13 protein-coding genes are annotated in these 13,531 nt (G+C 61.8%); 6 read left to right on the top strand and 7 right to left on the bottom strand.

The features are described from left to right. Positions 1–5: 5 nt before the first annotated feature. The 6 genes from ASE71_RS00175 to ASE71_RS00200 all read right to left on the bottom strand — a co-directional run bounded on the left by ASE71_RS00175 (position 6) and on the right by ASE71_RS00200 (position 8,226). Entirely contained in the window at positions 6–3,038 is a 3,033-nt protein-coding gene (locus ASE71_RS00175) for an aminotransferase class III-fold pyridoxal phosphate-dependent enzyme (protein ID WP_060522035.1), read from the bottom strand. Positions 3,039–3,050: 12 nt separating this feature from the next. Continuing rightward, entirely contained in the window at positions 3,051–3,713 is a 663-nt protein-coding gene (locus ASE71_RS00180; RefSeq protein WP_060522034.1) for an SDR family oxidoreductase, read from the bottom strand. A gap of 10 nt (positions 3,714–3,723) precedes the next feature. Next, the gene (locus ASE71_RS00185; RefSeq protein ID WP_060522033.1) at positions 3,724–5,379 is read right to left on the bottom strand and encodes an amino acid ABC transporter permease; all 1,656 of its coding nucleotides are present in this window, start codon (positions 5,377–5,379) and stop codon (positions 3,724–3,726) included. A 74-nt stretch (positions 5,380–5,453) separates the two neighbouring features. Beyond that, positions 5,454–6,200, bottom strand: a complete 747-nt coding sequence (locus ASE71_RS00190; protein WP_060522032.1) for a transporter substrate-binding domain-containing protein — start codon at positions 6,198–6,200, stop codon at positions 5,454–5,456. Positions 6,201–6,219: 19 nt separating this feature from the next. Beyond that, entirely contained in the window at positions 6,220–7,293 is a 1,074-nt protein-coding gene (locus ASE71_RS00195; RefSeq protein WP_060522031.1) for a LacI family DNA-binding transcriptional regulator, read from the bottom strand. 177 nt (positions 7,294–7,470) lie between these two features. After that, positions 7,471–8,226: an SDR family NAD(P)-dependent oxidoreductase gene (locus tag ASE71_RS00200; protein ID WP_060522030.1), complete on the bottom strand. Its 756-nt coding sequence runs from the start codon at positions 8,224–8,226 to the stop codon at positions 7,471–7,473. Between the two features lie 336 nt (positions 8,227–8,562). On the opposite strand from ASE71_RS00200, the gene ASE71_RS00205 reads away from it, so the two are divergent. The 6 genes from ASE71_RS00205 to ASE71_RS00225 all read left to right on the top strand — a co-directional run bounded on the left by ASE71_RS00205 (position 8,563) and on the right by ASE71_RS00225 (position 12,631). After that, a complete protein-coding gene (locus tag ASE71_RS00205; protein ID WP_060522029.1) occupies positions 8,563–9,150 on the top strand; it encodes a L,D-transpeptidase in 588 nt (195 codons plus the stop codon). 189 nt (positions 9,151–9,339) lie between these two features. Further along, positions 9,340–9,471, top strand: coding sequence for an ABC transporter (locus tag ASE71_RS34750; protein ID WP_077963089.1), 132 nt, complete (start codon positions 9,340–9,342; stop codon positions 9,469–9,471). 145 nt (positions 9,472–9,616) lie between these two features. Continuing rightward, complete coding sequence (locus ASE71_RS00210) at positions 9,617–10,189, top strand: hypothetical protein (protein WP_060522028.1); 573 nt, start codon at positions 9,617–9,619, stop codon at positions 10,187–10,189. 186 nt (positions 10,190–10,375) lie between these two features. Continuing rightward, positions 10,376–10,963, top strand: coding sequence for a protein-S-isoprenylcysteine O-methyltransferase (locus ASE71_RS00215; protein WP_060522027.1), 588 nt, complete (start codon positions 10,376–10,378; stop codon positions 10,961–10,963). 10 nt (positions 10,964–10,973) lie between these two features. Then, positions 10,974–11,756 (top strand): hypothetical protein, encoded by a 783-nt coding sequence (locus ASE71_RS00220; protein WP_060522026.1) that lies wholly within the window; start codon positions 10,974–10,976, stop codon positions 11,754–11,756. After that, complete coding sequence (locus ASE71_RS00225; RefSeq protein WP_060522025.1) at positions 11,753–12,631, top strand: SDR family NAD(P)-dependent oxidoreductase; 879 nt, start codon at positions 11,753–11,755, stop codon at positions 12,629–12,631. Before ASE71_RS00220 ends, ASE71_RS00225 begins: the two co-directional genes overlap by 4 nt. Before the next feature lie 76 nt (positions 12,632–12,707). Here the strand turns inward: ASE71_RS00225 and ASE71_RS36650 are convergent, their stop codons facing one another. Further along, positions 12,708–13,391 (bottom strand): DUF930 domain-containing protein, encoded by a 684-nt coding sequence (locus tag ASE71_RS36650; RefSeq protein ID WP_244496972.1) that lies wholly within the window; start codon positions 13,389–13,391, stop codon positions 12,708–12,710. Positions 13,392–13,531 lie beyond the last annotated feature (140 nt).

The following is a 13,531-nucleotide window of genomic DNA, read 5'->3' on the forward strand; positions in this document are numbered from 1 at the left end:
TTGTCTCAGACGCTTAGACGCCGAAGCGTATCGTCCAGCGCATCGAGGAAGCGGTCGCAATCCTCGGCGCTGAAGGGCGCCGGCGGCTTCACCTTCAGCACGTTGTGGTGCGGTCCCTCGCTGCTCAAGAGAATGCGGTGCTTGCGCTTCATCTCGGCAATGACGAAATCAAGCTCGCGCGCTGCCGGCTCCAGCGTCTCGCGGTCGCGCACCAGTTCGATGCCGTTGAAGAGGCCGTGGCCTCTGACATCACCGATGATCGCGTGTTTGCCGGCGAGCGTCCGCGCCCCGTCCATCAGCCTGTCACCGACGACGCGGCAATGGTTCATTAGCCGCTCGTCGCGGATGACATCGAGCACGGCAAGGCCGATCTCGGCCGAGACCGGATTGCCGCCGAAGGTGTTGAAATACTCCATGCCGTTGGCAAAGGAGGCCGCGATCGCTTCGGTCGTGACGACGGCCGCCATCGGGTGGCCGTTGCCTATCGGCTTGCCCATGGTGACGATGTCAGGCACGACGCCCTGGAGTTCATGCGCCCACATGTGGCTGCCCACGCGGCCGAAGCCCACCTGCACCTCGTCGGCGAGGCAGAGGCCGCCGGCGGCGCGCACATGCGCATAGGCTTCGCGCAGATACCCTTCCGGAAGCGACAATTGCCCACCGGTCCCAAGAATGCCTTCGCTGAAGAACAGCGCCGGGCGGCGACCATCGGCAGCAAGCGCCGCAACCTGGTTGCGCACATCCTCGGCATATTTCCGGCCCGCATCCGCGTCACCATAGCGATAGCGCCCGCGATAGAGGTCCGGCATCTCGGCGACCTTCACATGCAACGCCTGCCCTTCCCCGCCCTTGCCGGCGAACTTGTAGGGGCTGACGTCGATCAGGCTCGACAGGTGGCCGTGATAGGCGTGGTCGACGGTGATGATGTCGCGATTGCCGGTATAGGCGCGCGCCAGCCGGATCGCGAGGTCGTTCGCCTCGCTGCCGGAATTGACGAAGAAGCAGACGTTGAGCGGATCCGGAAACTGCGCGGCGAGCCTGCGGGAATATTCGACCAGCGAATCGTGCAGGTAGCGCGAATTGGTGTTCAGCCGCTGCATCTGCGCCTGTGCGGCCTTGACGACGCGCGGGTGGCAATGGCCGACGTGGCAGACATTGTTGACCATGTCGAGCCAGCGCGTGCCGTCCTCGTCGATCAGATGCGCGCCTTCGCCACCGACGATCTTCAAGGGTGTCGCGCTATAGGCGATGCTCAGCGACCGACCAATGCGACGATGGCGTTCACGCACAAGAAAGGCCTTGTCGCGCGGGACGATCACAGAGACCGGCACCGAAAGGCCAAGCACGACGCTCGGGTCCGGGCTCACTTCGCGCCAGACCTGCCATTGATCGCGCACGCCGACGCCATGCATCTGTCCGGCGAGACCGAGATGATCGGTGACGATCTGGAAATGCAGATGCGGCGCCCAGTTGCCGTTTTCGTCAGCGGAACCGAAGGCGGCAAAAACCTCGCCCTTGGCGATCGCCTGCCCCTTGGCGAGCTTGGCAACGCTGTTGCGCGAAAGATGACCGTAGAGCGTCCAGAAGCGCAGACCGCCTTCGACCTCGTGCTCGAGAAGTACGGTCGGACCGAAACCAAAGGCAACCGCGTCGTCGTGTATGTAGGCGACCTTGCCGGCGAAGGGTGCCGAGACCGGCTCGCCCGCCGGCGCGAAGATGTCGACGCCGAGATGCACCGAGCGCCGCGCGCCTTCGATCGCGGTCTCATAGGCGTCGCCCTGGTAGATCCCGCGATCCTCGCCGTAGAGGCCGATGCCGAAGGCGGCGCCTTCGCTGCCGATCTGGGCCATGATGCGGGCTTCAGCTTCCGCCGCATCGAGGCTTGACCATCGCGCGGCCTCCGGGCCGGCGGCGGAGAAATCGAACACCGTCACCTTCGGTTTTTTGACCGAGGGCCGAACGATCGGCGCGAAGTCATGCGCGTTCTTTTCGAGCCAGCGAACCACGGCAGCGGCATGCGGGATCGGCGCAAAGCCGCAGGCATCGCGGATGCGCGCGATGGCGATTGCGCGGTTTTCGCCCTGCAGACGATTGAGCTCGCGCCAGACATCCTCCTGGCTGACGAGCAGATAGGTATTCTCAGGATTGTCCCGGATCTGCTTTGCCGCCATGCACATGCTGACGGCATAGCGGGTCTTGACCAGATCGAAGACCAGGTCGACTTCCGCCTCGCTTAACGGATTGACCTGATGGTAGGCGCCGGCAAGGGCTGCAACCGTGCCGACCGGATTGGGAGACCCGATCAGCGCATAGGCAGAGGCGACGGCGATCTCGATCACGCGCCAGGTCTCGACCATATCACCGAAGTCGAGCAAGCCGCTGACAACGCCATCCTTGTCGAGCAGCACGTTGTAGTCGTTGGCGTCGTTGTGAATGACCTGCTTCGGGCAGGAGGCAAGACGCGGAAGGACCGTCGAAGAAAAGTGCTCGAGGATCGCCTGAACCGCTTCCCGCTTGTCGGCGCCGTCGATCAGTTCCACATGGCAAGCGTGCATGTCGGCGCGGCCGATGTCCCAGGCATAGAGCCGCTTGGCGCCCGCATGGGAGAAATCTTCGAGGCCGCGGTCAAGACCGGCGAGCAGGCGCCCGAGGCTTTCGGCGCTCGCCATGTGGCGAAGCGGCGCCTTCGCCCAGATATCGCCGGGCAGCCAGGCGAGCAGCCGTGCGGTGCGCGAGCCTCGAAGTTCGATCTTGCTGGTGACGCCACCCGAGCGATCGCGAAACGTCCGTGAGATCGGCAGCCCCGAATCCTTGGCGGCGATGTGTTCGAGCACCGCAATCTGCATCTCGAGTTCGTCCGCATCGCCGGCAGCGTGCAGCTTCAACAGATACTCCTGGCCATCGGCAGCCGAGACACGATAGTTGAGATCGTGCTCGCCCTGCAGCGGCGAGAGGCTTGCCTCGATGCCGTAGGTCTCAATGAGCCAGATCCGGATCGTTGCCAGTTCCTGCTCGGTTCTCAAATCTCTGTCTGCCATTTCACTGTCCTGTCACCACGAAACCCGGCGCCCGTCATAGGCGCGGAAACTGCCGCTATCGGCCAAACCTGTGCCGTCGATGATCGCCTTCAGCCCGGCAGCACTTGTCGCCACCGAAACGACGGCTTCGCTGCCGCCCATATCCGTCTGCACCCAACCAGGATGCAGCGAGACGACGGAAATCCCGTCGCCCTTCAGATCCTGCGCCAGCTTGACCGTCGCCATGTTCAGGGCCGCCTTGGAGCAGCGATAGGCATAGTCGCCGTCATCATCGTCGAGCGTGCCTTCGGCAAGGGAGCCGGCGCGGCTGCTGATATTGGCGACGACGCGATGTTCGCCGGCGCGCAGGTTCGCAAGTAGCGCCCGCGTCACCAGCAGCGGCGCCAGCGCATTGACGCGCATAACATCGAGAAACTCGCCCGGTTCAAGCGTCGCGAGGCCGCCGGTATCGCCGCGCACGGCCGCATTGTTGATCAGCAGATCGATCGCGACGCCTTGCAGCGACTGACCGAGAGCCTCGATCGATGCGGGATCGGCAACGTCCAGCACCAACCGATCCGCCGAACCTTCGCTCGCGACCGGTCCCCGCTGGCAGGCGATCACCCGCCAGCCGTCTTCGGCGTAAAGCCGCGCGAGTTCCGAGCCGAGGCCGCGGGAGGTACCTGATATCAGCACCGTGCGAGATTTAGCGGTGCTTGATGTCATATTTCCGCTCGATCATGTTGACGAGGCTGGCCGCCGCCAACGTCAGGAAGATGTAGAAGATCGCCGCCGAGTTATAGGGCGCGAACGGCAGGAAGCTTGCCGACTGGAACTCCCGCATGCGCTGGGTGATGTCGCGGATCGACAGGATCGACAGCAGCGACGTGTCCTTGAGGATCGCGATCAGTTCGTTGCCAAGCGGCGGGATGATGATGCGGAAAGCCTGCGGCAGCACGACGAGACGCGCCGTCTGCCAACGGTTGAGGCCGATGCTGCGCGCCGCTTCGACCTGGCCGACCGGGATCGCATTGATGCCCGAGCGGAAGATTTCGGCGAGATAGGCCGAATAGGCGAGTGCCATCGCGACGATGCCGCGCATCAGGTTTGGCGGGTCGAGCACCCCTTGCGTCGCGTCCTTCAACGCCCCGCTCAAGGGCAGGCCGACATAAAGCACGATCACCAGCATCGGAATGCCGCGGATCGTATCGACGATGAACTCCGAGCCGATCGCCAGAGGATGGCGCTGGTGCAGATAGCCGCCGAAAGTGAGAAGGCCAAGGATGATCGCAAGCACGGCGACGGTGACACCGGCGGCACGGTCGCGGTCGTTGAGCGCCTCGGTCTTCCACAGGACCGGCATGTCTGCCGGAGCGGAGGCAGCCGGCAGCAAGGCCCCGGAAACGCCCTCGCCCTTGGCGATCGACGCCAGCGCCTCGGTCGGGCCGACGAAGGTGCGGACCGGCGTTTCCGTCTGCGGCGCGCCGTCATACTGACCGAAACGCACGGCGCTGATGAGCCCCGCCGGCGTATTGGTGATGATGCCGACCTTGCCGTCCAGCGTGCCGGCGAGCACGTAGGTGTCGCGCGGCTGCATGAGGAACCAGCCGGCCGCAACCGCCAGCACCAGGGTGGCGATCGCAAAATAGAGGCTGGTCCTCACCGTCGAGTGCAGTTGCAACAGCCCGACCCAGACAAGGCCCATGAGCGCCGCCAGGATATAAGCTGCGATCGCCGCGCGGATGGTGGTCGCCACACCGGCCGCAAAGGCGATATGGGCGAAGAAGAAGATGAAGACGAGACCCGCACCGTTGACGAGGCCGATGATCCAGCGCGCGATGCGGCGCGACCTTCCGTCAGGAGGAGCATCGGGACGTCTGCTCCAGAAATGAAGACCAAGACCAATCAGCGTGACCCCCAGATAGGCGGGAAACAGCCAGGCCTCGACGCCCTGCACCATGAGATCCGCAGCCTCGGTCAATTGCCGCGGCGTCACGCCCTTTGCGATCAATGTCGACTTGAACGGATCGACGCTATTGGCGACGACGGACGCGATGAAGGGATGGATACTGTGGCCGATAACGAGAACGGCGGCGGCAGCGAGATTGAGCAGCGCCGCCACATTGGCGAGGCGCGGACGCGGCGCCTTGGCGCGCGAGAATACGAGCACCGCGATGCCCGAAGTAAATGCGATCGCCAGCGCCAGAAAGCCAGGCACGAAGGCCGACGAACCGTTTTCGACACCGAGGATCGCCCGCAGCGAGCGCTGATAGTCGCCGGAGGAAATAAACAGATAGATGATGAAGGGCAGCGCGGTCAGGATGATCAGATTGCTCGGACGCACGCTTCTCAGGAACGACATTCATTCCTCCGGGGGCATAGATTAGACAGACGGAGGACCCGGAGCATGCTCCGGGCCCGATCGGCACTCTGGGCTTACTTAAGGCCCCAGTATTTGCTGATCAGCTGGTCGAGCGTGCCGTCGTCCTTGATCATCTTCAGGCCTTCGTTGAAAGCCGCAACATTCTCGTCGCCCTTGCGGAAGACGAGGCCGAGCGGATCGGATTCGAGGTCCTTGATTGCAACGACGAGCTCGCCGGCGAACTCGCGCTCGTAGGCAGCCGCATTGGCGCCGTTGATGACGACGCCGTCGACATCCTTGTTTTTCAACGCGATGATGGCGGCACTGAACGTGTCGTAAGCGGCGACGTTCTCCTTGCCGACGACGCTTTCGGCGACCTGGGCGTCCGTCGTGTTTGCCTGGGCGGAGAGCTTTCTGCCGGCGTCCTTGAAGGCGTCGAGCGTGATGCCCTGGTCGTCAGCGCGCATCAGCACAGCCTGGCTGTTGACGATGTAGGGATCGGAAAAGTCCATCGCCTTCTTGCGTTCCTCGGTGATCGAGACGCCGGAGGCGACGAGGTCGAAGCTGCCCTGGTCGAGGGCTGCGAAGATGCCATCCCAGCCGGTCGTGATGAATTCGGCCTGGCAGTTGATCTTGGCGCAGACGGCATTGACCACGTCGACATCGAAACCGACCACCTGTCCGGTTGCCGGATCGATGCTCTCCATCGGCGGCGAGGTCGTGTCGGATCCGACCTTCAGCAGTTTGCCGCCGAGATCGGCGGCGTGGGACACGCTCGAAGCAAGGGCTGCTACAGCCAGGGCAATCATCAGTTTCTTCATGGTTCTCCTCCTTGGATGATTAACTTTGGATCAGGCGGCCGCCGAGATTGTCGGGCTGGCGCGCGATCAGTGTCGGCCTGAAGACCTGCCGCAACACCCCAGGGTCCTCCCCCTCCATACGGCGCAGCAGGAATTGCCCGAGCGTGCGACCGAGCACCTCGATCGGCTGATAGAAAGTCGTGATCGGCGGCGTGAAGTAGGCGCTGACGTTGATGTCGTCATAGGCGATGACGTCAACATCGACGCCGACCTGGCGTCCGAGGCTGCCGAGCCCCGAGAGCACGCCGAGCGTGGTGGATTCGTTGATGCAGACGAAGGCGGTCGGAGCGTCGTCGAGCTGCAGGAAATCGATCACCGTCTGCCGGCCGAAATGGGTCGAGAGGTCGCCTTCGGCAATCAGATCCGCCGGGGCTTCCAGGCCGGCCTCGCGAAACGCCCGGACGAAACCGTCGATCCTGTCGAGCGCGTAGGAAAGCCGCCGCTCCGGATTGACGAGCGCGATCCGCCGGTGGCCGCCGGCGATCAGCCGCGCGGTCGCCGCATGCGCTGCCCATTCGTTGTCGATGTCGACATGGGCATAGTTGAGATCCCCGCGGCAGCGCCCCATCGAGACGAACGGGAAATCCTCAGCGACGAGCAGATCGATGCGCGGGTCATCGGCGAGAATACCGGAGAAGATCAGGCCATCGGCTAGCCCCTGATCGACGATGCGGCGCGCCGCGTCCGCGCCATCGGCCGCGTCGCGGATCACGTGCACCGACATGCGGTAGTCGGTGCCATCGAGTGCCTGGCTGATGCCACTCAGGGTCTGGGTGTATTCGACGCCGTCCCATTCATAGTCGCGTGCCGCAGTCACCGGCATCAGTACGGCGGCCTGAAAACTCTTGCCGGTGCGAAGCGCCATGCCGCGGGCGTTGGCCTGATAGCCGACCTCACGGGCTGCCTTGTAGATGATGTCTCTGGTCGCCGGCGCGACCACGGGAGATTCGCGCAAGGCCTTCGAGATCGTTGCGATGGAATAGCCCGTCATCTCGGCCAGGGTCTTGATCGTCGGCGTCGGTGTGCGCCGCGCCCTGTGCATCTCAGTCGCCATGCACCCTCCCAGGCGTCGATCTCTCCTGAGCATAGAGGTAGCAGCCAATAAAAACGTTTTCAAGAAAAATAAAAACGTTTTTATTTCGATTCACAGCAAGCGCTGCGCGAGGACGGAAGCGCGCATCGACACGCTCTGAACCATAGGGAGGTGATTGAAAGAGTGGATCGCCGCCCGCTAGTGAGCGGTGTAGGCGCCATCGACGAGGTGAACGCTTCCCGTGATGAAGCTTGCCTGTTCCGACAATAGGAAACAGATCAGGGCCGCGACTTCCTGCGGGGTGCCGCGGCGTCCCATCGGCTGCAGCGACATCATGCGCCTGCTGCTCGCCACGTCGGCATTTTCGGTCGATAGCGGCGTGTCGATCCAGCCGGGCGCAACGGCATTGATGCGAATACCGGTGCGGGCGTACTCGATCGCAGCGGCCTTCGTCAGCCCGACCACTGCGTGCTTGGCCGCCGTGTAAGCGGCGGCTGTCGGCAGAGCGACGGAACCGAGAATGGACGTCGTGTTTACGATCGCCCCTCCACCCTGCGCCGCCATGGCCGCGATCTCATACTTCATACAATAGAAAACGCCGTGAAGGTTGACGTCCATCAGCGCGTGCCAGTTGTCGATTGGATAGTCGGCAGTCGCCTTGCGCACGCCGTCGATCCCGGCATTGTTGACTGCGAGATGGAGGCCGCCACAAGTCTGAACGGCGAACGCCACCAGCTTTTCAACGGCGCCTGAATCCGCGACGTCCAACGCGACGTGATGAGCCTTGCCTCCATTCGCGCAAATGTCTTCGACGACAAGACGCACTGCGTCAGCATCAACATCGGTAGCAATGACTTCCGCGCCCTCGGCTGCGAGTTGTCGACATACGGCCGCGCCGATTCCTGAACCGGCGCCTGTCACCAGAGCGACTTTGCCAGTGAAGCCTAAATTCATACCGTCATTTCCAATTGTCACGCTCGACCAATCGAGCGTGCACGACATCGCAAATCATTTCATGCATTTGACGCGCGGCACAGATTTATCGATCGACCGTCCACAGAAAGTCGCGAAAATCGCCAGCAATTTTAACGAAGTTCCGATGCACCATTCAGATTCGTCCTCACAAATACATAATTCTTCCGCGGACTTTCCCGCGGAGCGTGCATAAATATCTCCTGTTCCGGTCGCGTACGATGACGCATGGTTTAGTTTGACTGATCGGAACTTTGTCGGCAAATATTGTAATGCTAAAAGCGAGTCGGGGTGTACCATTTTTCTCAGCAGGTAAAGATGGACAATCAGCGCATTACTCGGAGGGCCCTGGTTATCAGCAGCCTTGGCTTGCTGGCCGGGTGCAGTTCAAGCTGGCAGGGCATTTCATTCCCATCGCTGTACGGTGGTACACCGGGCGTGGATCCACGCTACCGAAAGCGGCACGTCCGGTATGACGGCAAGGAACCGGCCGGAACGATTCTCGTCGATACATCGCAACGCTATCTCTATTCGATCGAAAATGGCGGGTGGGCGATGCGTTATGGGATCGGCGTCGGAGAGGAAGGGCTTACACTCAAAGGGCGAGCCGTCGTCGGCAGAAAGGCCGAGTGGCCGTCATGGACGCCGACCGCAAGCATGATCCGGCGCAAACCGGAATTGGCGCAATACGCCGGTGGCGTTACAGGCGGCCCTCACAACCCGCTAGGGGCGTCGGCTCTATACCTTTATCGCAATGGACAGGACACCAAGTTCCGGCTCCACGGCACAAATGCACCCTGGACTATAGGCCAGGCAGTTTCAAACGGCTGCATCCGACTCACCAACGATGACGTCGTCGATCTTTACGCCCGCACGCCAATTGGAACTCCGGTATTGATCATTTGAAGCCCTACTCTATCTGAGTTTCACATTGGAGTAGGGTCAGCACGCTTTGATGGATTATTTAACCTTCGGTAACGATAAACCGACCGACGAGCGTGTTATTTCTGCACTAGGACGAATCTCGAATTGCCGGTAATACTGTGAATGTTGCCTTCGAATAACCATTCCGACAACAGAGGAAAGGAAATATTGATGAGCAGAATTCTAATCGTGACAGTTGCGTTGCTTTCCGTTGCCAGCCTCGCCGCTTGTGGAACAATCGGTAAAGGCAAAGGCAAGGCGCCACCACCGGTGGCTGAAGAGCCAGCGCCCGTTTACAAATAACTACCGACCTTAGTTCGGGGAGGACCTCACGGTCCTTCCCGCCCTGTCTGACCGTGGCCGGCTTGGCCACATTTCGCGACGCGGATCGAAAGCCACCAGTGGCGCATTCGCAGCCTGATCAGAATTTGGGAGAGATGGCGCAGAAATGACTCGTTCACGAGGTCGTATTTCGTTCGCCGTCCTAGCCGCAATCGCGGTTACGGCGTGTCAATCGCAGGACAAGGGCCCTCAGCCGCGATTCGTCTCAAGCTATGCGGGCACCACGTCACAACAGCGCGATCAGGGCTATTTCATTGAATTCCGCTCTCGTTATGCGCTCAGTTACGGTCACTCCTACGTAATTTTTGGCCGGCTCAGCAAGTCTGGAGCGATGATCAGTCCAGAAGTTGCGGGGCTTGCACCCGCGACAAGCGACACTGCTCCCTATGTTATTGGCCACCTTTTGCCGGTTCCGGCCGAAACTGGCGCCAGCGACGGTGATCTGGAGGAACAATACAGGTCCGCGAGCTGGCGCGTCATGTTGACGGAGGCGCAATATCGCGACGTCGTTGCCAAGATCCGAAAGCTCAAGTCCGAAGCCCGCTTCTGGCAGGCGTCAATCTACAACTGCAACGCTTTCGTCGCCGACATCGCGCGTTCCATGGGTTACAAGACACCTGGCATCTGGCTGAGGCCGCAGCAGTTCATCACGAGGCTACGTGAGATGAACGGCGGCTAGGCGGACGAGCGCACCACGCCACACCTGATCAGGCGCCAAAGAAACGCTTCCGGCCGGCAGCCGCCTTCTCGACCGCTGCAGTTTTATTGCCTTGTCAGGTCCGAGCGACGCATGGCAGTCTCGTGCGTGATTGCCGTTTTGCGGACCAGCAGCCGCACAGAAAAGCTTGGGTGAGCCAACGTGAACATGTCTGCCGCTTCCATCGGCGAAATCGTCTGGGTCGTGGGTATAATTGCCTGGTATGTGGTGCGTTACCCGTTCGAACGCCGTGCAAAGCGTGTGCGGGTGATGAGCAACCGACGATCGACGACCGATACGATTGGCCTTGCTGCTGCTTCGCTGGGCCTTGCCATTGTGCCCGCGCTCTATGTTGCGACAGGAATCCCGCGATTTGCCGACTATGGGGCCCATCTCTGGCTGGTCGGTCTCGGGGCGCTTGTCTTCGCCGCAGCGCTCTGGACCTTCCGTCGAACGCACAAGGAACTCGGCCGCAACTGGTCCATCTCGCTGGAAATCCGCGAAAAACACAAGCTGATCAGCACAGGCCCTTACGCCGCCGTCCGGCACCCGATGTATACGAGCTTCCTGCTTATGGGAATCGGCCAGATGCTGTTGCTGTCGAACTGGGTGGTTGGACTTGCAGGGCTTCTTGGATTCGCTGTTCTTTTCTTCCTGCGTGTGGGCAAGGAGGAGCGCCTGATGTTGGAATTCTTCGGACCCGAATATCGCGCTTATATGGACAGGACGAAGCGAATTATCCCCTATATCTATTAGAGGTGGCACTATGCGGGGCCAACCGATCAAGCTTTCCGCCGCACGACGCCTCGTCGGCGATCTGATGCGATTTTCCATCGGCGTGCCGCGGGTCACGGTGCAGCGGCAGATGGATATCAGCGCGTTGCACAAAGCCCGTGCAAGCCGATCGGACCGGCCATCGTGGATGGTGTTGTTTCTCAAGGGTTACGGGTTACTCTCGATGGAGACACCCGAGTTTCGCCGGGCTTATGTCAAGCTTCCGAGACCGCAACTCTATGAGTATCCCGGAAGCATCGCGTCCGTGGCGCACGAGCGCGAGCACGAAGGTGAACGGGTGGTCCTTCTCAGCACGATCAAGCAACCCGAGAGGCGGTCCCTTGCCGAATTGAGCGCCCTGCTCCAGGAGGCCCGGTCCCGCCCCGTGCTCGAGATCAGGGAATTCCGGCGGGCGTTGAAGATTGCACGCCTGCCTGCGCCGTTGCGGCGGCTGCTGATGTGGCTCAGCCTGAACATGGGGCGCCAGCGGGGCCACCGCTTCGGCACCTTCCAATTGTCGGTCTATTCCGGCCTGGGTGCGGAGTCGCTCAATCCGCTAACGCCTTTGACGACCATCTTCAACTATGGGCCAATCGGTGACGACGGCTCGGTCACGGTCAGGATCCACTATGACCACCGTGTCATGGACGGCGCCAATGTCGCGCGAGCCCTGGCTCGTTTCGAGGAAATATTGAACGGCGAGATCGCCGACGAGGTGGCGATCCTTTCCGAAGTCGACAAGCCGCCAATCGCTACGCCGGAGCCATCGGCATGACATCGCAGCAGTCACCACGACCCGCCATTGTCGTTGTCGGAGCGTCCCGGGGCATAGGCAGGGCAATTGCAGAGCTTGCCGCACGAGACGGCGCGCCGGTCGTTCTGGTCGCGCGATCCATCGAAAGCTTGCACGTCGTGCAAGCCGCGATCGAACAGGCGGGCGGCGAGGCATTCTCCCTGCCGGTCGATCTTGCCGCGCCCGATGCCACGCGCATTCTCGACGAATTTCTTTCGCGCGAAGGCCTCGTCTGCGACGTTCTTGTCAACAGTGCCGGCTATGGCCTGCGCGGCGCGGCGACCGCCTTGCCGATTGCCGACCAGATTGGCATGATCGATGTCAATGTGCGCGCGCTTGCGGCTCTGACTTTGCACCTGTTGCCGGGCATGGTCGCGCGCGGCCGCGGCGGCATCATCAATCTAGCCTCGGTCGCGAGTTTTACGCCCGGCCCGTACATGGCAATGTATTATGCGAGCAAAGCCTTCGTTCGTTCGTTCTCCGAGGCGCTATACCAGGAGACGCGAAGGACGGGCGTAACCGTGACCTGCGTTGCGCCGGGACCGGTATCGACCGAGTTCCTCGAAAAATCCGGCGCCAACAGGGCTGCCTTGTTCAAAGCGCTCCCGAAAGCCACTCCGGAATACGTGGCAAGAAGTGCCTGGCACGGCTTCAAGGCCCGGCGGCGGCTGGTCATTCCCGGCATTTCCGCCAGGCTGGCAATCCTGATGGCGGGCCTCCTTCCCTCCGCGGCGCTCTTGCCGCTTGTTGGTCGCCTGCAACTACGCGGCAACGACCCCTGCCCCTGCGGATCTGGCAAGCAACTGAAGCACTGCTGCCGCGCAGGCCACGCCAAAGGCGGAACGGCCCCGGCGTGATCCGGCTCCGCAGCCTGCTTCTCGTCACGTCCTTCGCCAAAGGGCGCAGGGAACGGACTTCGATCGATGGCCACGATCAGTGGGCTGCGGCGCCAGCGGAGAGGAAATTTGCCTCCCACTCACTTTCCGGAATTTCGTCACCAACCTGAAACTCAAATGCGGCGACGCTTTTGATATCCGGCGCCACGGCGCAGCCAAACTTGATATTGAACCAGCGACCCTTGCTGCGAAAGGCGGCGCCATCCGCACGGAGGTTCCGCCCAGCCAAAACGATATCCGACGTGGCGTAGGCGACGAGCAGGTCGGGGGCAAAGTCAACGCGCCAGCGATGAACCTGCTCCATCGCCTCGAGATTGCAGAGCTGGACAATCTGTTCATCGGCGGCGAGCTGTGACAGCCCTTCCAGCGCCTGTCTGCTGCGTGGATCAGCCAGTATCGCCGCCGAGAAGAACCGCTTCGCTTGCACCATCGGCTGGGCAGCTGGCGGCAGCGTGGCTGTTTCCGCGGCAGGCGCCGTCTCCGGGACGGAATGCGCGACGGGCGGCGCATCTTGCGGTCCGAGCACGGGCTGCACCACCTCAGGGCGTGGGAGCGGCAATTCCAGTATCTGAACGGCGATCCCCTCGTCCGGGCTCGGAACAGGTGGCCGCGGTGACGGGAGGAGGAAAAGCGCCAACACGACGAGCGCATGAAGGATGAGAGCAAGCGTCAGGCTTGGCCAGATCGGTGTCTCATTGCGACGATGCTTTACTGCTTGCACCGATCAGATCATCCCATGCGCGACATTAGGGCCGGAAGGGTCACGACCGCTCCTGGTGCAGGCGACACTACCAGCAACTTGAAGATAGAAAAGCCGCCGCCAACAACCTGTCAGCGACGGCTCGAAATCCTGGCCTGGGG

The organism is Ensifer sp. Root954 (assembly GCF_001429005.1).
In the GTDB taxonomy this organism is placed as follows: domain Bacteria; phylum Pseudomonadota; class Alphaproteobacteria; order Rhizobiales; family Rhizobiaceae; genus Ensifer; species Ensifer adhaerens.